Source organism: Paractinoplanes atraurantiacus, from assembly GCF_900215205.1.
GTDB classification, from domain to species: domain Bacteria; phylum Actinomycetota; class Actinomycetes; order Mycobacteriales; family Micromonosporaceae; genus Actinoplanes; species Actinoplanes atraurantiacus.
In genome coordinates this window covers 87,141-110,256 of sequence record NZ_OBDY01000012.1, presented here as the reverse complement: position 1 = coordinate 110,256, position 23,116 = coordinate 87,141, and the positions used below count along the sequence as shown (strand labels likewise).

Genomic DNA, 23,116 nt, shown 5'->3' with positions numbered 1-23,116 from the left:
GCTTATTCTTTGCCTTCGTCGGTTCCCTCGGTCAAGGTGTCGTGTACGCCGTCGGCGTAACCGCGGGCGTACTCCCATGTGACGTAGTGATCGGGGTCCGGGTCGTAGGCCGGCTCGTGCACGCGCGGGCGCCCGTTGGTCAGCAGATGCCGCAGGTTTCCGCGCAGCAGATCCCAGTCGAAGTAGTGCGGCTCGTGGCAGTCCTCACACTCGATGACCAGGCCACGGATGCCGGTCGGACTCAGCAGCGCCTGGTAGATCTCCAGGTCGGAGAGGTCCTCGAGGACGTCCTGCCGTTCGGCCTCGGACAGCGGCTCGGGCTCGGCGTCCTCGCTGAGGTCGTCGAGCTCGGCGGCCGGGTCGGTGGGGTCGCCGTTGAACGGGTCGATCGGCTCTTCTTGCACCCCCATACCGTACTCACCTTCGGTAGATGTGTGCTGGCCCGCACGGCCGGTCCGTCCGCCCGGGTGTCGCGAGGTGGATAGGTACGATGAACCATCCGTCCTCTTGCAGTTAGGGATGCTTTCCGTGGAGACAGATTCCGCTCGTACGGTTCCGCTCGGTCTGACTTTCGACGACGTGCTGCTCCAGCCCGGTGAGTCGGACATCGTGCCCAGCCGGGTGAACACGAAGACCCGCCTGACCCGGAACATCGAGTTGACCATCCCGCTGCTCTCGGCCGCGATGGACACCGTCACCGAGGCGCGCATGGCCATCGCGATGGCCCGCCAGGGCGGCATCGGCGTGCTGCACCGCAACCTCTCGCCCGAGGACCAGGCGGCCCAGGTCGACCTGGTGAAGCGGTCCGAGTCCGGCATGATCACCAACCCGGTCACCTGCAGCCCCGACGCCACACTGCGTGAGGTCGACCAGCTCTGCGGGCGCTACCGCATCTCCGGCGTGCCGGTGACCGACGCCGACGGCACGCTGGTCGGCATCGTCACCAACCGTGACATGCGCTTCGTCACCGACCAGGACGCCAAGGTCCGCGACGTGATGACCAAGTCGCCGCTGATCACCGCGCCGGTCGGGGTGAGCAAGGACGAGGCTCTCGGCCTCCTGCAGAAGCACAAGATCGAGAAGCTGCCGCTGGTCGACGAGAGCGGCCGCCTGCGCGGTCTGATCACGGTGAAGGACTTCACCAAGAGCGAGCAGTTCCCCGACGCGACCAAGGACGACCAGGGCCGGCTGCGGGTCGCCGCGGCCGTCGGTGTCGGCGACGAGTCGTACAAGAGGGCCCGCGGCCTGATCGACGCCGGCGTCGACGTGATCATCGTGGACACCTCGCACGGTCACCAGCGCCAGGTGCTCGACATGATCGCGCGGCTCAAGCGCGACACCGCGACCGACATCATCGGCGGCAACGTGGCCACCTTCGCCGGCGCCAAGGCGATGGCCGAGGCCGGCGCCGACGCGGTCAAGGTGGGCGTGGGCCCGGGCGCGATCTGCACGACGCGCATCGTCGCGGGCGTGGGCGTCCCGCAGATCACCGCCATCATGGAGGCGGCGCGGGCCTGTGGCCCGGCCGGCGTCCCGGTGATCGCCGACGGCGGCATCCAGTACAGCGGCGACATCGCCAAGGCCCTGGTGGCCGGGGCCGAGACGGTCATGCTGGGCGGCCTGCTGGCCGGCTCCGAGGAGAGCCCGGGCGACCTGATCTTCGTGAACGGCAAGCAGTACAAGTCGTACCGGGGGATGGGCTCGCTCGGCGCCATGCAGTCGCGGGGGCAGGCCAAGTCGTACTCCAAGGACCGCTATTTCCAGCACGACGTGCCGGAGGAGAAGCTGGTTCCCGAGGGCGTCGAGGGTCAGGTGCCGTATCGTGGGCCGCTGTCGCGGGTGGTCAGCCAGCTCGTCGGCGGTGTTCGCCTGGCCATGGGCTACGCGGGCGCCGAGACGATCCCTGACCTGCAGGAGCGCGGCCAGCTCATCCGGATCACCGCGGCCGGCCTCAAGGAGAGCCACCCGCACGACATCCAGATGACGGTAGAGGCCCCTAACTACCACTCCCGTTAAGGAAGTCAGAGCATGCGCGACGTAGTGGAGATCGGTCTCGGAAAGACCGCCCAGCGGGGGTATCACCTGGACGACATCGCGATCGTCCCGAGCCGGCGCACGCGCGACGTGGACGACGTGTCCACCGAGTGGCGCCTCGACGCGTACCCCTTCAAGATCCCCTGCGTCGCGCATCCGTCCGACGCCACCATGAGCCCGGAGGCCGCGGTCGCCCTGGGCCGCCTCGGCGGCCTCGGCGTGCTCAACGCCGAGGGCCTCTGGACCAGGTACGAGGACCCGACCAAGATCCTGGAGGAGCTGGCCTCGCTCGATGAGGACGCCGACGCCACCAAGCGGCTCCAGGAGGTCTACTCCGAGCCGATCCGGCCCGAGCTGATCGCCGAGCGGGTGCGGACCATGCGCGAGGGTGGCATCACCGTCGCCGTCCGGGTGTCGCCGCAGCACACGCTGGCGCTGGCCCCGGTGGTGCTCGACGCCGGTGTCGACCTGCTCGTCATCCAGGGCACCCTGGTCAGCGCCGAGCACGTGTCCACCACGGACGAGCCGCTCAACCTCAAGGAGTTCATCGCCGACCTCGACCTGCCGGTCATCGTCGGCGGCTGCACCGACTACAAGACCGCCCTGCACCTGATGCGCACCGGCGCCGCCGGTGTGATCGTCGGCGTCGGCGCGGACGAGTGGTCCACCACCGACACCGTCCTCGGCATCCGGGTGCCGATGGCGTCCGCGATCGCCGACGCCGCGGCCGCCCGCCGCGACTATCTGGACGAGACCGGCGGCCGCTACGTTCACCTGATCGCGGACGGTGGCATCTCCACTTCGGGTGATATCGCTAAGGCGATCGGGTGCGGCGCCGACGCCGTGATGCTCGGTGAGCCCCTCTCGCTGGCCGAGGGAGCACCCGCCGGAGGGGCCTGGTGGCACTCCTCGGCGAGCCACCCGCAGCTGCCGCGGGGCGGCTTCTGCATCGCCGGTGAGCCTGACGGCACCCTCGATGAGCTGCTGTTCGGCCCGGCCGACCGTCCCGACGGCCAGCTCAATCTGTTCGGCGGGCTCCGGCGCGCGATGGCCAAGTGCGGCTACAGCGACGTCAAGGAGTTCCAGAAAGTCGCGCTGGTCCTCGACCGCTAACCTCGCGCCATGAGGCGTGCAGCGATGGTGCTCGCGGTCACCCTGGTGGCCGCGAGCGGGTGTTCGGGCGACGACGGCGGCAAAGCCGCGCCGGCGGCGAGTTCTTCGTTCACCGCCGGGGCCGACGGTGCCGGCGACCCGTACTTCCCGAAATACGGCAACGGCGGGTACGACGTCGCCGCGTACGACCTGAAGGTGAAGTTCGACCCGAAGACGGATCAGCTCACCGGCACGGCCACCATCAGCGCGACCGCCACGCAGGATCTGTCGTCGTTCAACCTCGACCTCTCCAAGCTGGCCGTGAGCGACGTGACGGTCGACGGCGCCAAGGCGACGTCCTCGGTCTCCGGGGCCGAGCTGACCGTCAAGCCGTCCGGCGGCATCGCCCGCGGGCGCGAGTTCACCACGGTCATCCAGTACGGCGGTCAGCCGTCCCGTCTGGCGAACTCCACACTCGGCGAGGGCGGCTGGCTCGAGACGCCGACCGGGGCGATCGCGCTGGGCCAGCCCGAGTCGGCGAGCACCTGGTACCCGGTGAACGACCACCCGTCGGACAAGGCGACCTGGCACCTCGAGATGACCGTGCCGTCCGGCCTCGAGGTGATCAGCAACGGCGTGCGGGGCGCGACCCGCGACGAGGGCGACTGGACCACCTGGACCTGGACCGAGAGGTCGCCGATGGCCAGCTATCTGTCCTACGTGGTGATCGGCCAGTACCGGATCACCACGGCCACGCACGGCGGCAAACCGATGATCACCGCGGTCGCCGACTCGCTGCCGGCGGACGGGCCGGCCGCGGTGTCGATCGCCAGGACCGGCGAGATCACCGACTTCCTGGCCACCAAGTTCGGTCCGTACCCGTTCGACGCCAACGGCGGTGTGGTCGTCGACGAGCAGCGCATCGGCTACGCGCTGGAGACGCAGTCCCGGCCGGTGTACGGGCCGTCGTTCTTCAACGGCGGCGAGAACGAGACCGTCGTCGCCCACGAGCTGGCCCATCAGTGGTTCGGCGACAGCGTGGCCCTCGACCGCTGGCAGGACATCTGGCTCAACGAGGGCTTCGCCACGTACGCCGAGTGGCTGTGGGACGAGCACGAGAAGGTGCAGACCGTCGAGCAGGCCTTCGACGACACCTACGAGAACTACGGCTGGCTCCAGACGAACGAGACGACCGGCGACCCGGGCGCCAACCGGATCTTCGGCGACGCCGTCTACCAGCGTGGCGGCATGACCGTCTACGCGCTGCGCAAGACCATCGGGGACGCCGCGTTCGACAAGCTGCTCAAGCAGTGGACCTCCGAGCACCGCGACGGCAACGCCACCACCGACGATCTGATCGCGCTGGCCGAGCAGGTCTCGGGCAAGCAGCTCGACGCCTTCTTCCAGAAGTGGCTCTACGAGAAGGCCAAGCCGCCGAAGCCGTAGGTCCTACTTGTCCACCAATTTGGGGTGACTCGCCAGATACCCGGCGGCCTTGCCCTGGGCGACGGCGGTGACGAAACCCTTGCCCTCGGAGGTCAGCCGCTCACCCAGATAGCCGCTGCCGCCGGAGACCCCGTCTCCGGGCAGGGTGACCCGAGTGATGTTCTTCGCGGTCAAATTCCTCAGCGCGTACGCGTATTCGACCGGCCGCCGTCCGCCCAGATAGACCAGCGTGTCGCCGAGCGCTTCGACGATGCCCTCCAGCGCGGCCGGGTCGTCGGCCAGGTCGCGGCTCAGCGCCTTGTCGAACAGGGCCGAGACCAGCTGCCGCTGGTGGCGCTGCCGGTCGTAGTCGCCGTTGGGCAGGCCGTAGCGCTGGCGGGCGTAGTCGATCGCCTGCCAGCCGTTCAGGTGCCGCTTGCCGGCCTGATAGACGGCCTGCGGCCCGATGTAGTCGCCGCCGGAGAGCGGCCGCAGGGTGCCGTCCGGCTTGCGGTGTCGCGACTTGACCGTCTGGTCGATCACCAGGTCGACCCCGCCGAGCCGGGCGGTGAGCCGCTCCAGGCCGCCGAAGTTGAGGACGGCGCCGGCCTGGAACTCCTTGATGCCGGTGTACTGGCTGATCGTCTTCGAGAGAAGCGCGTAGCCCTTCTTGACGTCGCGGCTGTCGCCGGCGCCCCGGCTCATCGCCTCGGTGAGCTTGTGGGTGCCGCCGCTGTAGCTGACCCGCAGATCGCGGGGCAGGGAGTAGAGGTAGGCCTTCTTCAGCCCGGGCTCGACGTGCAGCAGCATGATCGCGTCGGCGTGCGGCTGCCAGTCGGGGATGCTGACCCGGGTGTCCACACCGATCAGCAGCAGGTCGAGCGGGCCGGTGATGTCGGCCCCGGGCGACGGCGGCGCGGTGGTGGGCGCGGTCGTGGGCGGCGCGGTCGTGGGCGGGGCCGAGGCCGGCGGGGCCGGTGCGGCCTCGGGCTCGTCATCGGATCGGACCGCCCAGGCGATGCCCCCGCCGACGAGCAGGATCAGCACGACCGCCGCGCCGATCCATAGACCAAGCCTGCTGTTCCGCATGCCGGAACACTAATTGAGGATGATCACCAGCTCAACGAGGGCCCTTTCCCGCAGTGTGAAACAGGTCATTGCGATTCACCCGAACGGCCGTACGCTGGCCGCCGCCATCAACGGGGGAGGCAGCTTCGATGAAGCTCACCAAACGACGGATCACCGTCGGCGCACTGTCCACGGCCGTCGTCGTGGCGATGACGAGCGTGACCACCTGGGCCCTGGCCGACACCAAGGCGACGACTCCGCAGTCCGGCTCGCCCGTGCGGCTGGTCGTCGGCTACAAGGACGGCGCCAACCGGGTCGCGGCCACCAACACTCTTTCCGCGGCCGGAGCGCGCAAGCTCGACGCGGCCGCCGACAGCGCGGCCCTCGACCAGATCCGCGCGTCGACCGTGCAGGTGCCGGCCGCGCGCAGCGCCGCCACGATCGCCGCCCTGCGCAACGACCCGAACGTGGCCTACGTCGAGGTCGACCAGCAGCGCAAGGCGACGCTGGTCCCGAACGACGAGGCCTACCAGGAGGGCGAGCAGCCCGAGATCGACGAGGTCCGCGCGCCGCTGGCGTGGGACCAGACGACCGGCGGCGCCTCGCCCGTCAAGATCGCGGTCGTCGACACCGGCGTGAACGCGGTCGGCGACCTGGCCGGCGGCGCGGTGCTGGCCGGCTACGACTTCGTCAACGGCGACGCGTCCCCGGCCGACGACGCGGGCCACGGCACCGAGGTCGCCTCCCTGATCGCCGCTCGCGGCAACAACACCAGGGGCATGGCCGGCCTGTGCTGGACCTGCCAGATCATCCCGGTCAAGGTGCTCGACAGCCAGGGCAGCGGCTGGGACAGCGACGTGGCGGCCGGCATCACCTGGGCCGTCCAGCACGGCGCCAAGATCATCAACCTGTCGCTCGGCGGCCCCACCTCCTCCAAGGTGCTCTCCGACGCGGTGGCCTACGCCAACACGAACGCCGTGCTGGTCGTGGCCGCGGCCGGCAACCGGGTCAGCGCCGGCGACCCGCTGACCAACCGCTCGTACCCGGCCGCCTACGGCGACGTGGTGTCCGTGGCCGCCACCGCCCAGCGGTCGAACGCGCTCGCCTCGTACTCCTACCGGAACAAGGCCGGCGACACCTGGGTCGACCTCGCGGCGCCCGGCACCGTGACGGCCATGGACCGGTACGGCAACTACAACAACAAGGTCGACGGCACGTCGTTCGCGGCGCCGATCGTGTCCGGCATCGCCGGCCTGATCAAGGCCAAGAACCCGAGCTTCACCGGCTGGTCGCTGATGAACGCGCTGCAGAACTCGGCCGCGCAGCACAAGATCAGCGGCACCGGCGTCAACTACGGCAAGATCGACGCTCCGCACGCGCTGACCTACGCCACCGACACGGTCAAGCCGAAGTCGACCGGCATCATCCCGTCGCAGAACGCGCTGGTCCGCGGCACGGCCACCTTCACCGCGGGCGGCGCCAGCGACAACAAGTCGGGCGTCCGGCTGGTCCAGCTCTTCGTCAACGGCGTGAACAAGGGCTACGCGGCCAAGGCGCCGTGGAGCGTCGCGCTCAAGACGAACGCGTACAACGGCCCGATCAAGGTCCGGATGGTCGTCTGGGACAAGGCCGGCAACTCGTTCCAGCCGTCCGAGCGCACGGTGATCGTCGACAACATCGCACCGGTCGTGAAGATCACCTCGGCCCCGAAGAGCGGCTCGAAGATCACCGGCACGGTGACGGTCAAGTTCGCCGCCTCGGACGCCCGCGGCGTCAAGGTGACCCAGCTGCTGATCAACGGCAAGGTGTCGCAGGTGCGGTCGACGACCACGCCGTTCACGTTCAAGGCGACCTCGGTGCCGAACAACACCACGGTGCAGCTGCGGACGTACGACAAGGCCGGCAACGCGGGCCTGTCGGCGAAGTACACGTACAAAAGGTGAACAACCTGACCGCAACCGGGAGGGACCGGAACGGTCAGTGAGCGAACCGAAGTGAAGGGAGCCGGCCACTCTGGCCGGCTCCTTTTCGCTTTGGAGGTCCTCGCGTGCTCGGTCGGGTCGGAAAGCTCTTCGCAGGTCTGCTGGCCGGTGCCGCGATGTTCGTGGCGCCCACCGGTGACGCCGCGATGGCCTCGGCCGACGGCTGGTCGAAGCCGAACGACCCCGGCTTCTCGACCCAGTGGGGCCTCAAGCAGACCCGCGTCGACCAGGTGTGGAACACGCTGCGCGGCAACACCCGGGTGATCGTCGCCGTGCTCGACACCGGCGTGAACCCGTTGCCCGACCTGCGCACCCGCATGCTGCCCGGCTACGACTTCGTCAACGGCGACAGCAACCCGGCCGACGACAACGGCCACGGCACGATGGCGGCCGGCGTGGTCGCCGCGGGCGGCGCCAACCGCACCGGCATCGCCGGCATCTGCTGGAACTGCCGCATCCTGCCGGTCAAGGTGCTCAACGCCAAGGGCAGCGGCAGCTACACCGCCATCGCCCAGGGCATCCGGTTCGCGGCCGACCGCGGCGCGCGCGTCATCAGCCTGTCGCTGGGCGGCAACGCCGACAGCGGCGTCCTGCGCGACGCCGTGACGTACGCCGAGGCCAAGGGCGCCCTGATCGTCGCCGCGGCCGGCAACAAGGGCGTCTCCGCCCCGCACTACCCGGCGGCCATCCCGTCGGTGCTGGCCGTCGGCGGTGTCACCTCCACCGGCGCCCGCTACAGCTGGTCCAACTACGGCTCGTGGGTCGACGTGACCGCGCCCGGCTGCAACCCGGCCCAGGGCCCGTCCGGCGCGATCGGCCAGTACTGCGGCACCTCGTCGGCCGCCCCGTTCATCGCCGGCGTGGCCGGCCTGCTCGCCTCCAGCCCTCTGCAGCCCACCGCGGGTGAGATCCGGGCCGCCATCGTCGGCACCAAGTCGTCGCCGTCGGGCCGGGTCGACGCTCTGAAGGCCCTCCAGGCCCTCCGGTAAACTTTGCCGGTGAGTACTCCCCGACCCGTCCTCGTCGTCGATTTCGGCGCCCAGTACGCCCAGCTGATCGCCCGCCGCGTCCGCGAGGCGCGGGTCTACTCGGAGATCGTCCCGCATTCGATGCCGGTCGCCGAGATGCTGGCCAAAGACCCGGCCGCGATCATCCTGTCCGGCGGCCCGTCCAGCGTCTACGAGCCGGGCGCGCCCGTGCTCGACCCGAGCCTGTTCGACAACGACGTGCCCGTCTTCGGCATCTGCTACGGCTTCCAGGCCATGGCGCAGGCGCTGGGCGGCACGGTCGCGCACACCGGCTCCCGGGAGTACGGGCGCACCCTGCTCAGCGCCCAGGGCGGCACCCTGCTGCGCGAGCTCCCCGACGACCTGCCGGTCTGGATGAGCCACGGCGACAGCGTGGCCGTGGCCCCGCAGGGCTTCGCGGTGACCGCGTCGACGCCGGGCGCTCCGGTGGCCGCGTTCGAAGACCTCACGGCCAAGCGGGCCGGCGTGCAGTTCCACCCCGAGGTGGCGCACACCGAGCAGGGACAGGAGATGCTCAAGCGCTTCCTGTACGACATCGCGGGCCTCGAGCCGACCTGGACGTCGTCGAACATCATCGAGGAGCAGGTCGCGGCCATCCGCGAGCAGGTCGGCGACAAGCAGGTGATCTGCGGTCTGTCCGGCGGTGTCGACTCGGCGGTTGCCGCCGCCCTCGTGCACAAGGCCATCGGCGACCAGCTGACCTGCATCTTCGTCGACCACGGCCTGCTGCGCGCGGGCGAGGCGGAGCAGGTCGAGAAAGACTACGTGGCCGCCACCGGCATCCGGCTCAAGGTGGTCGACGCGGCCGAGTCGTTCCTGGGGCACCTGGCCGGGGTCACCGACCCCGAGCAGAAGCGCAAGATCATCGGACGCGAGTTCATCCGTACGTTCGAGGCCGCGGCCCGCGAGCTCGACGCCGAGCGGCACATCGAGTTCCTCGTGCAGGGCACGCTCTACCCCGACGTGGTGGAGTCCGGCGGCGGCACCGGCACCGCCAACATCAAGTCGCACCACAACGTGGGCGGTCTGCCCGACGACCTCCAGTTCGCGCTCATCGAGCCGCTGCGCACGCTGTTCAAGGACGAGGTGCGGGCTCTGGGTACGGAGTTGGGCCTGCCCGACGAGATGGTCCAGCGGCACCCGTTCCCCGGGCCGGGCCTGGCCATCCGCATCATCGGCGCGGTCGACCGGGAGCGGCTCGACCTGCTCCGCGCGGCCGACCTGATCGCGCGCGAGGAGCTGACCGCGGCCGGTCTCGACCGCGACGTCTGGCAGTTCCCGGTGGTGCTGCTGGCCGACGTGCGCAGCGTGGGCGTGCAGGGCGACGGCCGCACGTACGGTCACCCCGTGGTGCTGCGGCCGGTGTCGAGCGAGGACGCGATGACCGCCGACTGGTCGCGCCTGCCCTACGACGTGATCGCCAAGATCTCGACCCGGATCACGAACGAGGTCCGCGAGGTCAACCGGGTCGTGCTCGACGTGACGAGCAAGCCGCCGGGCACCATCGAGTGGGAGTGACCGCTCACCACTCTTCCGGCATGAGGAACCACATCAGGGGATAGGCGAGCAGGGCCGCGCCCCAGGTGGCGGCGGCCAGCACGACGAAGGCGACCCGGACCAGCACCGGGTCGATGCCGAAGTAGCGGCCGATGCCGCTGCAGACGCCGGCCCCGACACGGTCGTCCTTGGGGCGGCGGAGGAGCTTGTAGGGTGCCTCGTTCATGTCTCTATGGTGGGACTGGGCGGGGCCCTACGACCTCGGTGAAGGCCCGGATACGTACCCTGAAATGATGGTTACGGGCCGTGGTCGATCTAGTGCACGTTGTCCCTGGCAACGCTCTGATCAGGGATTACGCAGCGCGAGCACCCTGTCAGGAATCCGACAGATGTTTTCTGCAGTTAACATATTCCGGGCAGAATGCCGCCCGTGACCCCCGCACTCGAACCGCTCCGCCGGATCGCCGCCTACGCCGTCGCCCGCGACGACGAGGGCCGCGTGCTGCTGGTCCGGGCCTCCACCAGCTCCGGCACGCCGGGCGTCTGGTCCCTGCCCGGTGGCGCCGTCGACCACGGCGAAGATCCCAACCACACCGTCGTCCGCGAGACGGCCGCCGAGACCGGCCTTTCCGTGGCCGTCACCGGCCTGCAGGACGTCCTGGCCGACATGCGCTCCCTGCCGCACCGAGGCGTCACCATCCACACCGACCGCCTCATCTACGAGGTGTCGATACGGGGCGGCACGCTGGTCGACCGCATCGGCCACCCCACCGACCTGGCCCGCTGGCACACGCTGGAGGAGGCCGGGCGCCTCAAACTGCGCCAGTTCACGGCGGACGCGCTCGGGCTGGGCAGCGCCTCGGCCGACCTGCGGCCCGAGCCGGCGCCCACCTTCCCGTCCTTCTACGCCTATCCGGGTCCGGACGGGCTGCACCGGGCGCAGCGCTTCGCGGCGTACGCGATCGCCACCGACCCGCACGACACGAGCCTGCTGCTGACCCGCATCGCCCCCGGCTATCCGGGCGAGGGCCGCTGGCACCTGCCCGGCGGCGGCACCGACTACGGCGAGCAGCCGGGCACGGCGCTGATCCGCGAGCTGGTCGAGGAGACCGGCCAGGAGGGCCGGCTGGTCGAGCTGCTCGGCGTGGCCAGCCACCGCGACGCGGCCTCGCTCGGCCCCGAGGGCTACCCGATCGACTGGCACGGCGTGCGTGCCTTCTACCGGGTGATCGTCGACGCCCCGACCGAGGTGATCGTCAAGGATGTGGGCGGCTCCACCTCCGAGGCGCGCTGGATGCCGGTCAAGGAGGTCGCCGACCTCCCCGAGGACCAGCTGACCGAAGTGACGGCCGAGGCGCTGCGAAAGGCGCGGCTAATCTGATCTGGTGAAGATCAGACGCGTCGGGGCCTACGGAATCTGTCGCGACGAGACCGGGCGGGTGCTGCTCGCCCGGAACTCGCCACGCAGCGAGTTCCCCGGCCTGTGGACCCTGCCCGGCGGCGGCGTCGAGCGGGGCGAACACCCGAACGACGCGGTGGTGCGCGAGTTCGCCGAGGAGACGGGCCTGGCCGTACGGATCGACGGCCTCAACACCGTCACCGCCGACGTCTTCCCCCTGTCGAGCGGCGCCCTGGAGCACACCGACCGAATCATCTACGACGTCACGGCTCTTGCCGGCACTTTGCGAAACGAAGCCGAGGGCACCACAGAGCTCGTCGAGTGGGTAGCCGACCCGGCCGCCCTCCCACTGATGCCTTTCACCGCCGCCGCCCTCAACCTCACCCCCAATGCCCCCACCTCCAGCGCCGCCTCCCAGCCCCACCCCACCTCCAGCGCCGCCTCCGAGCCTCACTCCGCGCCCGGCGCCGTCTCTGAGCCTCACCTCGCGCGCGGCGCCGTCTCTGAGCCTCGCCCCGCGCGCGGCGTCGTCTCTGAGCCTCGCCCCGCGCGCGGCGCCGTCTCTGAGCCTCACTCCGCGCGCGGCGCCCACCCTGCGCCCGGCGCCGTCTCCGAGCCTCACCCCGCCTCCGGCGCTGCCTCCGAGCCTTCTCGCCTCGCCTCCGAGCCTTCTCGCCCCGCCTCCCAGTCCTTCCCCTCCTCCGAGGCCGCAGCCGTCTTAGGACGCTCCCCCTCCTCCTCACCTGACATTTCCGAAAAGTCAGGCGAAAAGGGTGGTGGTGTGGTGGGCTCGGAGACTGCGCGGGCCGAGGCGTTGCAGCGCTCTGGTGACGGTGGCGAGACTGCGCGGCCGGAGGTGGTGCAGCGTTCGGAGGTGGGCGGGGAGACCGCGCGGGCCGAGGCGGTGCAGCGCTCGGAAGAGGGCGGAGAGACTGCGCGGGCGGAGGTGGTGCAGCGCTCTGCGGAGGGCGGGGAGACCGCGCCGCGGGGGCCGGTGCAGCGGTTTGGGGCGTATGCGGTGGCCTCGGACTCCTCGGGGCGGGTTCTGCTCACCCGGATCGCCTCGGGCTATCCCGGGGCCGGGCGGTGGCACGTGCCCGGTGGGGGGACCGATCATGGGGAGACGCCGGAGGCGGCGCTGGCTCGGGAGGTTTTTGAGGAGACCGGGCAACACGGGCGGGTGACTGGGCTGGTGGAGATCTCGCACCGGTACGACCCGGCGGCTGTGGGGCCCGAAGGGACGCCGATCGACTGGCATGTCATTCGTGTCCTGTTCCGGGTGGAGGTCGACACGCCGACCGAGCCCGTGGTCAAAGAGGTGGACGGCTCGACCGCCGAGGCGCGGTGGTTCACGCTGGCCGAGGCCGGGCGGCTGGCGCTCACCGAGCCGGCGGCCGTCGCCGTAGCCCGAATCGGGGCGGAACGGGCGAGTTAGAATCGTTACGCGGGAGGGGAGTTCTGATGGCCCCGTCCCGACCGCCCGGCCAAGGAAAGACCCGGAGGAGCACCTGCCAACGACGGTCGATCGACTTCTCGCCAAGGTCGTCCGGCTGTGCGATGGTGTACACCGCGAATTTCCCCGGTCCGCGTGTGCGGCGGGCTACCGGGACCTAACCCACCGCAAACGTGCAGGTGGGCCATCTCATCCCATGGAGGAAGCACGTGCCGAGAACCCCTTGGCGCCGGCGTCGATCGACGGATAGCCCCCGTCCCGCCGGTCGTCGTTGGGCAGGCCGTCTGCGCCGCGGAGGAACCATCGCGCGGCAGGCCCTGATGGTGCGGGTCGGCCGCCGGAACGCTGAGTCCGGCCGGGCCGCCACCGCGACCAGGGCAGAAGTCATCTACACCGGTGCCGAGCACGGTCGGGCCCTCGGCCCCTCCGTTCCGCATCTGGCGATCCCAGCCGTCGTCGAAGAGGCCGCGCCGGCCTCCCTGCTGCCCGGTGAGCACACCGCGGCCCGCAAGGTGCGCTTCGCGATCGTCAACGGCTGCACCATCGCCAGCCTGGCCCTCGGCCTCACGGCGATCTTCCTGGCCATGCACGGCGACGTCCGCCTGGCCGCGGCCTGCCTGGTCGCCTGCGTCGCGTTCGACGGCCTCGACGGGGCTCTGGCCCGCAAGCTCGGCGTCTCCAGCCCGTTCGGCGCCCAAATGGACTCGCTGGCCGACATGTGCTCGTTCGGCCTGGCCGCGCCGGTCGTGGTCTACGCCTCGCTGGCCCACTCGGTGCCGACCCCGGCCGCCGCGGTGGCCTGCGTGCTCGTCGCGGCCTGCGCCGCGATCCGGCTGGCCCGCTTCAACGTCTCACCCAAGGACGGCAAGTTCTTCTGCGGCGTGCCGACCACGATGGTGGCCGCGGTCCTCGCGGTGTCCGTGCTGATCGGCCTGCCGCTTCCCGGCCTGGCCCTGCTCGGCGGTGTGGCCCTGCTGGCCTTCGCCATGGTCTCGAGCTTCCCGTACGCGAAGCTGGCCCGCCTCGTGCGGCTCCCGGCCTGGCTGTGGCTGCTCCCGATCGTCGGCGCCCTGGTCGACGCCCGCCTGACCTTCGTGATGGTCGTGGTGACGTACCTGCTCAGCGGCCCGGTCCTCTGGATGCGCGAGAGGCGAACCGCGTAAGCGAAAGAAAATGGCCGCCCCGGTGGGGGCGGCCATTTTTGTCTAAAGCCAGCGGGCGATCACTGAGGAACCGCCGATGACCTTGTCGTTGACGGCCACCAGCGGCTCGGCCGCCCCGGCCGGCAGGTAGACGTCGGTGCGCGAGCCGAACCGGATCAGGCCCATCCGCTCGCCCTTGGCGACCAGCGTGCCGACCGGCGTGCGCTGCACGATGCGGCGGGCGATCAGACCGGTCCGCTGGGCCACCACGACCGTGCCGTGCTCGGTGTCGAGCACCGTGTAGGCGGCCACGTTGTGCTCGGCGGCGGCCGTCATCGCGTTCGCGTAGCCGCCCTCCTCGACGAAGTGGTCGGACACCCGGCCCGCCACCGGCACCCGGTTGACGTGCACGTCGAGGACCGACAGGAAGACCGCGATCCGCAGGAACTCGCCGCTGCCGAAACGCTCGTCGGTCATCCGCTCGACCGACAGCACCCGGCCGTCGGACGCCGCCACCACGGCCGACGGGTCGCTGGGCACGTCACGCTCGGGGTCACGGAAGAACGCCGCGACCGGCGCCGCGGCCAGCGCCGGCAGCAGCCACAGCTTCGACTTGGGCCGGGCCCGGCGGGCCAGCGCGGCCAGCCCGAGCGCGATGCCCGCGGCGGCCACGCCGTTGGAGTCGATGTGCATCGAGCGGGTCACCGGCACGCTGGACGGCCGGTAGGCCGGGGCCAGGGTGGCCGCCACCCGCGGGTCGGCCGCGGTGAACCGCAGCTTGTGCACCCGCAGCGGCGGCTGGTTGCGCAGCACCAGGTCGGAGCCGACGCCGAACAGCGCGCCCTGCCGGAACAGCTCGGCCGCGGCGCCACCGGTGCGGCCCGGCGTGGCCGGGGTGGCCACGGTGAGCACGGCGCCCTCGTTCAGATATTTCCCCAGGCGGTCGAGCAGGACCCGGACCTCGTCGGCGGTGCCGGTCAGCGGCTCGCCCACGATCACCACGTCGGCCGGCTCGGCCTCTTCGAGCGCGTCGACCACCCGCACCCGGTCGGCGATCCAGCTGCCCAGCCCGGTGATGTGGTCGCGCAGCAGGTCGGCCGTGCTGCGCTCGCCGGCCACCAGGGTGAGCTTGTCGGCCGGCAGCAGGGCCTCGACGGCGGCCGCCACCACCTCGGTGGCGTGGTCGGCGGCGAACACCAGGGCGGTGGTGGGCGCGTTGTGCCGGGCGAACTCGGCGGTCAGGGCCCGGGCGGCGACGGGGCCGACCCCGGCGATCGGAGCGTTGGACACCACGGGGTACGTCATGGCCACGAGCATATGGGGCTACTTCTCCGGTGACGCGGGGTGCTCCTTGGTGAACCGCTCGGACGGCTCCTCCAGGAGCTCCCGGACGATCGACGCGTGCATCTCCGGCGGGAGGTCGCCGGGGATCTCCGGGTCGGGGGCCGGAGCGGGCACGGCGGTCGCCATGGCCGGCTCGGGGGTGCCGCCCCGGGCCGACCGGAGCGCGCCGAGCAGGCCGATCACGCCGAAGACGATCAGGCCGCCGGCGACCAGCCAGCCCACCGCGGGCAGGTGGACGTTGACCACCGCCGAGACCGCCCACCAGGCGACCACCAGCAGGAACAGGATGCCGAAGCTGAGCGAGACGCCGTCGGCGCGGTGTGGCCTCATCGGTGCACCTCCAGGTTGCCCGCGTCGAGCCGCAGGTCGAGCTTGAGCGTGCCGCCTCCGGCGCCGTCCGGGCCGAGGTCGGTCAGATTCTCGTTGTTCAGCGACTCGCCCTCGAAGGTCTTGCCGAGGATCTCGGCCCGGCCGTTCTGGACCTGCAGGGAGGCGGTCGTGTCGACAGTCGGCGGCAGGAGCACCCGCACCTGGCCGAACTTCATGTTGACGGTGATCGTCTGCTGCTGGCCGGCGAAATCGATCTGGCGCAGGTCGATCGTGGCGTCGCCGAGGGTGAAGTCGTAGCGGTCCGCGACCTGGGCCAGGGTGGTCGGCCGGTAGACGCTGTTGGCCACGTCGTCGCCCCAGCGCTCGGAGCCGGTCGCGGCGAACAGGCCGAGAGTGGCGATCAGGCCGAGCGCGATCAGGCCGCGGGCCCGGCCGAGCCAGGTGCCGACGATCAGGCCGGCCGCGATGGTGGCCAGCGCCGCCGCGAAGTAGGCCGAGACGGCGATGCTCGCGCCGGCCGTGTCGATCGCGGCCATCACGCCCATCACCACGATCAGCGCGAAGAAGGTGAGGCGGCCCAGCTTGGAGCGCTCCTTCGGCTTCTTCGGCGGCTTGGCCGCGGGCGGGGCGGGCGGCGCCGGCGGATAGGTGGCCGGCGTGGGCCGGGCGAACGGCCCGTGCGGCGCGAACGGCGGCCGGTAGGCACCGGGCGGCGGGGCGAACGGGGCTGCCGGCGGCGGGGCGAACGGAGCCGTCGGCGGCTCGGAAGGCGGGGCGGAAGGCGGGGCGGAAGGCGGGGCGGAGGCCGCCTCGAGGGGAGCCGTCACCGGCTCGAAGGGAGCCGTCACCGGCTCGACCGGCGGCTCGGTGGCCGGGGTGGTCGAGGTCGCGGCCGGTCCGGGCGTGGGCGCCGTGGCGAACTCGGCGGTGGGGAAGGCGTCCGGCGGCGGCGTGGGGCCCGGGTGGGAGTTCGACCGCTTGATCAGGATGATCGCGCCGAAGATGACCGCGCACGCCAGCAGGCTGGCCCGCACCCCGTCCTGCACGATGAAGGCGAACGACAGCACGGCCGCGCCACCGAGGACCACCACCGAGAGCGGGGTCATGCCGGCCCGGCCCTTGCCGAGCAGCGACTCGATCGGCGAGGCGGTGTCGCCCTCGGCCGGGATGATCAGCCAGCCGATGAGGTAGAGCAGCACACCGACACCGCTGATCACGCCCAGCACGGCGAACAGCACGCGCCACAGCACCGGGTCGGTGTTGGTGGCCCGGGCCAGCGCGCCGGAGACGCCGGCCAGGTAGCGGCCCTGGCGCGGGCGGACCAGCTTGTCACGGGAGAAGGGCGGCCCACCGGCCCACGGTGGGGCGTTCCTCTCCGCAGCGGGGGGCGCCTGTTGGGTGCCCTGCGGTTCGGCAGCTTCCTCGTTCATGGCATCGATCCTCGCCCCTCGTGCACCCGAGACGCTTCCGGCGGCGACCCTGAGGCCACCCTGAGATCCGGGCCGCCGGATACCAGGGGAAGTTCCCCGTGGTCCGCGCGGCCGGAACGTGTGACGATCGAAGGACACAACCGAGGAGGAGCCATCAGCGCCGCCGCCGCACCGCCCACCCGCCGCCTGTCCAGGCCGCGCGACCACCGCATCATCGCGGGCGTCGCGTCCGGGCTCGCGCAGCACCTCGGCGTGTCCGTGCTGGCCGTGCGCATCGCCCTCGTCGTCCTGCTCGGCTTCAACGGCCTCGGCCTGCTTCTCTACGCGGCCTTCTGGGCCGTCCTGCCGCAGCAGGTGCCCGCCGCCGGCGAGCCGGCCAAGCGGCGCGACCTGGCCATGCTGCTGCCGTTCGGCGCCATCGGCCTCGGTGTCATTCTCCTGCAGGCCCTGGTCTTCAAGGACAACGTGGCCGGCACGGTCGGCTGGCTGATCGCCGTGGTCGCGGTCGGCGCCGGCATCATCTGGCATCAGGCCGACCCGACGCGGCGCCAGTGGGGCGCCAACATGCCGCAGACGCCCTGGCTGGCCGCCGTGGTGGCCGAGAGCGACAGGCGTTTCTTCCTGCTGCGCTTCATCGGCGGTGGCGTGCTGGTCGCGACCGGCGTCATCGGTGTGGTCGCCGTCTATGCGCCGGCCGGCAGCCTCACCTCGGTCATCAACGGCGTGATCTTCGCGCTGGTCGGCCTGCTCGGCGTCGGCGTGGTGGCCGCGCCGCTGCTCTGGCGCATGTTCAACCAGCTCCGGGCCGAGCGCGAGGGCCGCATCCGTGAGCAGGAGCGGGCCGAGGTGGCCGCCATGATCCACGACCAGGTGCTGCACACGCTGGCCCTGATCCAGCGCAACTCGGCCGACATCAAAGAGGTGCAGCGGCTGGCCCGCGGCCAGGAGCGCAGCCTGCGCAACTGGCTCTACAAGCCGACGGCGTCGCCCACCGAGCGCTTCGCGGCCGCCCTCGAGCAGGCCGCGGCCGAGGTCGAGGACACCTATGCGATCAGTGTCGAGACCGTGGTGGTCGGCGACACCGAGTGCGACGAGCGGGTGGCGGCCCTGGTCGCGGCGGCGCGCGAGGCCCTGGTCAACGCGGCCCGCCACGCCGGCGTGCAGACGGTGTCGCTCTACGCCGAGGTCGAGCCGGACGAGCTGAGCGTCTTCGTCCGCGACCGCGGCGCCGGATTCGACCTGCAGGGTGTGCAGGAGTCGCGGCACGGCGTGCGAGGCTCGATCATCGGACGGATGCAGCGTCACGACGGCAAGGCGGAGATCCGCAGTGCCGTCGGCGACGGCACAGAGGTCCGGCTGACGCTTCCCGTGTCGCGGGACAGCGTGACGGCCGGTAAGGAGGCAGCACGATGACCGAGCCCGCGAGCGAGAGCCGGCGGCTCACCGTCTTCCTGGTGGACGACCACGCGATGTTCCGCGCGGGGGTGCGCGCCGAGCTGGGCGCGCATGTCGACGTCATCGGCGAGGCCAGCACGGTGGCCGAGGCGGTCACCAAGATCGCGGCCGCCGAGCCCGACGTCGTGCTGCTCGACGTGCACATGCCCGACGGCGGCGGCCGCGCGGTGCTCGACGCGATGCGCCGCACCCACCCGCACGTGCGCTTCCTGGCGCTGTCCGTCTCCGACGCGGCCGAGGACGTGATCGGCCTGATCCGGGCCGGCGCCCGGGGCTATGTGACCAAGACGATCTCACCGGACGAGCTGGCCGCGGCGATCCGCCGGGTGGCCGACGGCGACGCCGTCTTCAGCCCCCGCCTGGCCGGTTTCGTGCTGGACGCCTTCGCCTCGCGGCCCGACGTGCCGGTCGCCGACCCGGAGCTCGACCAGCTCACCAACCGCGAGCGCGAGGTCCTGCGGTTGTTGGCGCGCGGGTACGCGTACAAGGAGATCGCCAAGGAATTGTTCATCTCGATCAAGACCGTCGAGACGCATGTCTCGAACGTCCTGAGGAAGCTCCAGATGAGCAACCGTTACGAATTGTCACGTTGGGCGGCCGACCGCAGGCTCGTCTGATTGATCTTCACGCGGGCGCTGCGGTGGGTTGTCGTGTGCGTACCGAACGGCGTTTTCCCTGGTAGGGCCGGTTGCTTATATCGAAGAACCGGTCGGGGAGCAAGCGTGGCACCGGGCCTGTCTAATATCGGCTTGGTAACGGGGCCTTGGCTGTCGTTGGCTCTGTGTCACAGTTGCTGGCGACTCACACGACCCCCGTGAGCGCCCCTGAAGGAGGCACCCACCCCATGCCTGGGAAAATGCCATGGAAGATGGCGGCCGGAGCGGCCGCCATCGTCTTGTTGGCGTCCGGCTGCAGCGGTAGTTCCTCGGACGACGCCGAAGCTCTGCCGAACAGCATCAGCATCGGCATCGTCGAGCCGACGAGCCTGATCCCGTCCAATGTGGTGGAAACGGGCGGCTCGCAGGTGCTGGCGTCGCTGTACTACCCGCTCGTGCGGTTCAACAAGAACAGCGAGCCCTACGTGGTCGCCGCTCAGTCGATCACGCATGACAAGGCCAACCGGGTCTGGACGATCAAGCTCAAGCCGGGCTTCACCTTCAGCAACGGCGAACCGGTCACGGCGGACAACTACATCAGCGCCTGGAACTACGGTGCGTACGGCCCGAACGGCCAGCTCGCGTCGTACTTCTACAGCCGGATCCAGGGCTTCGCCGACCTCCAGTCCAAGGACCCGGACGACGACGGCCCGGCCGAGGCGCCCGAGCCCAAGGCCAAGGCGCTGAGCGGCCTCAAGAAGGTCAACAACACGACCTTCACGGTCACGCTCTCCGCGGGCTTCGCCGGCTGGGAGTCGGTCATGGGCTACGACGCCTTCCTCCCGCTGCCCAAGGCGGCGTGGGAGAGCGAGGGTGTGCTCAAGAAGGACTTCGCCGACGCGCCGATCGGCAACGGGCCCTTCAAGATCAAGGGCAAGTGGCAGCACGACCAGCAGATCCAGGTCGAGAAGGTCGCCGACTTCAAGGGCACCGTCCCCAAGGTCAACGGCATCACGTGGCGGATCTACCAGGACCTGACCACGCAGTACAACGACCTGGTCGCGGGCAACCTCGACGTCGAGACCCAGATCCCCGTCGAGAGCCTCTCGCAGGCCTCCGGTGACCTGGGCGACCGCTTCCTCAAGAGCCCGAGCTCGGGTTTCGCGTTCGTCGCCTTCCCGATGTACGACGACAAGTACAAGAGCCCGCAGGTGCGCCGGGCCATCTCCATGGCGATCAACCGCCAGGAGATGACCGAGCAGATCTTCCTCGGCTCCGAGACCGCCGCGACCTCGTTCGTCTCGCCGGTGCTGCAGGCCGCGCGCAAGGACACCTGCAAGCAGAACTGCGAGTACAACCCCGTCAAGGCCAGGCAGATGTACGACGCGGCGGGCGGCCCGTCCGAAATCAAGATCACGTACAACGCGGACGGCGGCCACAAGCCCTGGATCGACGCGATGTGCAACCAGATCAAGTCGTCCCTCGGCGTCAACTGCGTCGGCGCGACCGTGCCCAAGCTGACCGACCTGCTGGCCAAGGTCCGCGCCCACGAGGACGTCGGCATGTACCGGCTCGCCTGGTCGATGGACTACCCGCTGATGGAGAACTACCTCGGCCCGCTCTACACCAGCGACGGCTCCTCGAACTACGGCGGCTACAAGAACGCGACGTTCGACAGCCTGGTCAAGCAGGGCTCCGAGGCGCCGACCGTCGCGCAGGCCACGAAGTACTGGCAGAACGCCGAGGACATCCTGGCCCAGGACATGCCGGTGCTGCCGCTGCGGTTCAGTCAGAACCTCTTCGGCCACTCGGAGCGCGTCACCGACGTGACCATGGACCTGTTCGCCAAGGTGGACATCTACCAGATCGATATCGCCAGCTAGTCTGACCATTTCTACGGTTGTGGCGCCACGGATCAAGGTGAAACCGTGGCGCCACCGCTGTGTTCCACCCCTTCGGCCCAAGAGGCTTCACCCACATGTTCCGCTACATCGTGCGGCGCCTGCTCCAGATGGTGCTCACCTTCTTCGGGGCCACGTTCCTCGTGTACGCGCTGATGTTCGCCAACCAGGACGACCCCTACCAGGCCCTGGTCGGCGAGCGCCCGCTCAGCGAGAGCCAGCGCATCGCCCTGAACGCGCAGTACCACCTCGACGACCCCTTCCTCGTCCAGTACTGGCACTACGTGCGCGGCCTGCTCACCGGCGATCTCGGCACCTCGCTGACCCAGCGCCGCCCGATCAGCGAGATGCTGGCCGAGGCCTGGCCCATCACGATCAAGCTGGCGCTGCTGGCGGTCCTGATCGCGGCCGTCATCGCCGTCTCGGCCGGCGTGCTCTCCGGCATCCGCCGCGGCGGCGTGTTCGACAACGTCACGCTGGTGATCACCCTGATCGTGCTGGCCATGCCGGTCGTGGTGCTGGCTCCGGTGGCCCAGGTGGTCTTCGGCGTCCAGCTCGGCTGGTTCCCGGTGACCGTCACCCGCGACGCCGGCCTGTGGGATCTGTTGCTGCCCGCCCTGGTGCTGGGCACTTTGGTGATCGCCACCGAGCTGCGGGTCACCCGCTCCTCGGTGGCCGAGAACATGCGGGCCGACTACGTGCGTACGGCCCGGGCCAAGGGTTTGACGAACAAACGGGTGATCGGCGCGCACGTGCTGCGCAACTCGCTGATCCCGGTGATCACGCTGATCGGCGTGGACATCGGCGCCCTCATGTCGGGCGCGATCATCACCGAGGGCGTCTTCAACATCCCCGGTGTCGGCTTCAACCTGTTCCGCGGCATCCGGGCCGAGGACGGCCCGCTGGTGGTCGGCTTCGTGAGCGTTCTGGTGATCGTCTTCCTGGTGATCAACCTGATCGTCGACCTGCTGTACGCCGCCCTCGACCCCAGGATCCGCTATGAGTGACCTCAACGCCGTCAGCGCGGTCGAGGCGCCCGGCCCGGCCCCGACCGGGCCTCGCCACGGCGGCTCGCCGGCCAAGCCGCGCAGCCTGGCCGGTGACGCCTGGCTCGACCTGCGCTCCAGCAAGATCTTCTGGGTGGCGGTGGTGCTGGTCGCGGTCATCCTGCTGATGGCGGTCTGGCCGTCGCTGTTCACCTCGGCCGACCCGCGCGACTGCGTGCTGGCCAACAAGAACGCCGGCGCGGCCAGTGGGGCGCCCTTCGGATTCGACTTCCAGGGCTGCAACGTCTACGCCAAGACCATCTACGGCGCGCGCGACTCGCTGATCGTCGGCCTGTTCGCCACCCTTCTCGCCGGCGTGATCGGCCTGCTGTTCGGCCTCACCGCCGGCTACTACGGCGGCTGGCTCGACGCGGTGCTGTCCCGCTTCATCGACGTGGTGCTCGGCGTCCCGTTCCTGCTCGCGGCGATCGTGCTGGCCAACCGGTTCTCCACGGATCCGGACGCCACGAACATCGTCCCGGTGATCCTGACCCTCGGGCTGCTCGGCTGGACGACCTCGGCCCGGGTGATGCGCTCGGCCGTCATCTCGGCCAAGGGCCAGGACTACGTGGCCGCGGCCCGCATGCTCGGTGCGAGCCCGTCCCGGCAGATGTTCCGGCACATCCTGCCCAACTCGATCGGCCCGTTCCTGGTGGTGCTGACGATCCTGCTCGGCATCAACATCGCCAGCGAGTCGACGCTGTCGTACCTCGGCGTGGGGCTCAAGGGCGACGCGATCAGCTGGGGCATCGCGATCGCCGAGGCCGGGCCCTACATCCGTACGACCGCGGCGCCTTTGATCTGGCCCTCGGTCTTCCTCGCGGTGACGGTGCTCGCCTTCATCATGCTCGGCGACGCCATCCGCGACGCCTTCGACCCGAAGCTGCGGTGACC

Annotated in this window: 20 protein-coding genes; 14 read left to right on the top strand and 6 right to left on the bottom strand. The window is 70.5% G+C overall.

Going from position 1 to position 23,116, the window contains the following annotated elements:
- Positions 1–2: 2 nt before the first annotated feature.
- A complete protein-coding gene (locus CRP55_RS25760) occupies positions 3–404 on the bottom strand; it encodes a DUF5319 domain-containing protein (protein ID WP_097322867.1) in 402 nt (133 codons plus the stop codon).
- Positions 405–528: 124 nt separating this feature from the next.
- Here CRP55_RS25760 and guaB point away from each other — a divergent pair, with 124 nt between their 5' ends.
- The 3 genes from guaB to CRP55_RS25745 are packed head-to-tail and all read left to right on the top strand — an operon-like array spanning position 529 to position 4,572.
- Positions 529–2,016 (top strand): IMP dehydrogenase, encoded by a 1,488-nt coding sequence (gene guaB, locus CRP55_RS25755; RefSeq protein ID WP_245923373.1) that lies wholly within the window; start codon positions 529–531, stop codon positions 2,014–2,016.
- 12 nt (positions 2,017–2,028) lie between these two features.
- On the top strand, positions 2,029–3,147 hold the full coding sequence (locus CRP55_RS25750; RefSeq protein ID WP_097322708.1) for a GuaB3 family IMP dehydrogenase-related protein: 1,119 nt from the start codon (positions 2,029–2,031) through the stop codon (positions 3,145–3,147).
- Positions 3,148–3,156: 9 nt separating this feature from the next.
- Complete coding sequence (locus tag CRP55_RS25745) at positions 3,157–4,572, top strand: M1 family metallopeptidase (RefSeq protein WP_245923372.1); 1,416 nt, start codon at positions 3,157–3,159, stop codon at positions 4,570–4,572.
- Between the two features lie 3 nt (positions 4,573–4,575).
- Here the strand turns inward: CRP55_RS25745 and CRP55_RS25740 are convergent, their stop codons facing one another.
- Complete coding sequence (locus CRP55_RS25740; RefSeq protein ID WP_097322706.1) at positions 4,576–5,640, bottom strand: LCP family protein; 1,065 nt, start codon at positions 5,638–5,640, stop codon at positions 4,576–4,578.
- Positions 5,641–5,768: 128 nt separating this feature from the next.
- On the opposite strand from CRP55_RS25740, the gene CRP55_RS25735 reads away from it, so the two are divergent.
- The 3 genes from CRP55_RS25735 (at position 5,769) to guaA (ending at position 10,147) form a co-directional block, all read left to right on the top strand.
- Complete coding sequence (locus CRP55_RS25735; RefSeq protein WP_097322705.1) at positions 5,769–7,562, top strand: S8 family serine peptidase; 1,794 nt, start codon at positions 5,769–5,771, stop codon at positions 7,560–7,562.
- Between the two features lie 104 nt (positions 7,563–7,666).
- Positions 7,667–8,590, top strand: coding sequence for a S8 family serine peptidase (locus CRP55_RS25730; protein WP_097322704.1), 924 nt, complete (start codon positions 7,667–7,669; stop codon positions 8,588–8,590).
- A 9-nt stretch (positions 8,591–8,599) separates the two neighbouring features.
- A complete protein-coding gene (gene guaA, locus CRP55_RS25725; RefSeq protein ID WP_097322866.1) occupies positions 8,600–10,147 on the top strand; it encodes a glutamine-hydrolyzing GMP synthase in 1,548 nt (515 codons plus the stop codon).
- A 4-nt stretch (positions 10,148–10,151) separates the two neighbouring features.
- Here guaA and CRP55_RS25720 read toward each other — a convergent pair whose 3' ends face one another.
- Positions 10,152–10,352 (bottom strand): PspC domain-containing protein, encoded by a 201-nt coding sequence (locus CRP55_RS25720; RefSeq protein WP_097322703.1) that lies wholly within the window; start codon positions 10,350–10,352, stop codon positions 10,152–10,154.
- A 204-nt stretch (positions 10,353–10,556) separates the two neighbouring features.
- Between CRP55_RS25720 and CRP55_RS25715 the strand changes: the two genes are divergently transcribed.
- The 3 genes from CRP55_RS25715 (at position 10,557) to CRP55_RS25705 (ending at position 14,141) form a co-directional block, all read left to right on the top strand.
- Complete coding sequence (locus CRP55_RS25715; RefSeq protein WP_097322865.1) at positions 10,557–11,507, top strand: NUDIX hydrolase; 951 nt, start codon at positions 10,557–10,559, stop codon at positions 11,505–11,507.
- Positions 11,508–11,511: 4 nt separating this feature from the next.
- Positions 11,512–12,960 (top strand): NUDIX domain-containing protein, encoded by a 1,449-nt coding sequence (locus CRP55_RS56035; RefSeq protein WP_342751572.1) that lies wholly within the window; start codon positions 11,512–11,514, stop codon positions 12,958–12,960.
- Positions 12,961–13,262: 302 nt separating this feature from the next.
- Complete coding sequence (locus tag CRP55_RS25705) at positions 13,263–14,141, top strand: CDP-alcohol phosphatidyltransferase family protein (RefSeq protein WP_097322863.1); 879 nt, start codon at positions 13,263–13,265, stop codon at positions 14,139–14,141.
- Between the two features lie 42 nt (positions 14,142–14,183).
- Here CRP55_RS25705 and CRP55_RS25700 read toward each other — a convergent pair whose 3' ends face one another.
- The 3 genes from CRP55_RS25700 to CRP55_RS55735 are packed head-to-tail and all read right to left on the bottom strand — an operon-like array spanning position 14,184 to position 17,224.
- Entirely contained in the window at positions 14,184–15,425 is a 1,242-nt protein-coding gene (locus CRP55_RS25700) for a phosphatidylserine decarboxylase (RefSeq protein ID WP_179855338.1), read from the bottom strand.
- A gap of 18 nt (positions 15,426–15,443) precedes the next feature.
- Complete coding sequence (locus CRP55_RS25695; RefSeq protein WP_097322701.1) at positions 15,444–15,794, bottom strand: hypothetical protein; 351 nt, start codon at positions 15,792–15,794, stop codon at positions 15,444–15,446.
- Positions 15,791–17,224 (bottom strand): PspC domain-containing protein, encoded by a 1,434-nt coding sequence (locus tag CRP55_RS55735; protein ID WP_097322700.1) that lies wholly within the window; start codon positions 17,222–17,224, stop codon positions 15,791–15,793. The genes CRP55_RS25695 and CRP55_RS55735 overlap by 4 nt, the downstream gene beginning before the upstream one ends.
- 153 nt (positions 17,225–17,377) lie before the next feature.
- On the opposite strand from CRP55_RS55735, the gene CRP55_RS25685 reads away from it, so the two are divergent.
- From CRP55_RS25685 to CRP55_RS25665, 5 genes are all read left to right on the top strand, one after another.
- On the top strand, positions 17,378–18,637 hold the full coding sequence (locus CRP55_RS25685) for an ATP-binding protein (RefSeq protein ID WP_097322862.1): 1,260 nt from the start codon (positions 17,378–17,380) through the stop codon (positions 18,635–18,637).
- Positions 18,634–19,296, top strand: coding sequence for a response regulator (locus CRP55_RS25680; protein ID WP_097322699.1), 663 nt, complete (start codon positions 18,634–18,636; stop codon positions 19,294–19,296). Before CRP55_RS25685 ends, CRP55_RS25680 begins: the two co-directional genes overlap by 4 nt.
- Before the next feature lie 227 nt (positions 19,297–19,523).
- Positions 19,524–21,158: a peptide ABC transporter substrate-binding protein gene (locus CRP55_RS25675; RefSeq protein ID WP_245923371.1), complete on the top strand. Its 1,635-nt coding sequence runs from the start codon at positions 19,524–19,526 to the stop codon at positions 21,156–21,158.
- A gap of 95 nt (positions 21,159–21,253) precedes the next feature.
- Positions 21,254–22,183 (top strand): ABC transporter permease, encoded by a 930-nt coding sequence (locus CRP55_RS25670; protein ID WP_097322697.1) that lies wholly within the window; start codon positions 21,254–21,256, stop codon positions 22,181–22,183.
- Positions 22,176–23,114 (top strand): ABC transporter permease, encoded by a 939-nt coding sequence (locus tag CRP55_RS25665; RefSeq protein ID WP_097322696.1) that lies wholly within the window; start codon positions 22,176–22,178, stop codon positions 23,112–23,114. Before CRP55_RS25670 ends, CRP55_RS25665 begins: the two co-directional genes overlap by 8 nt.
- The last annotated feature ends 2 nt before the right edge of the window (positions 23,115–23,116 follow it).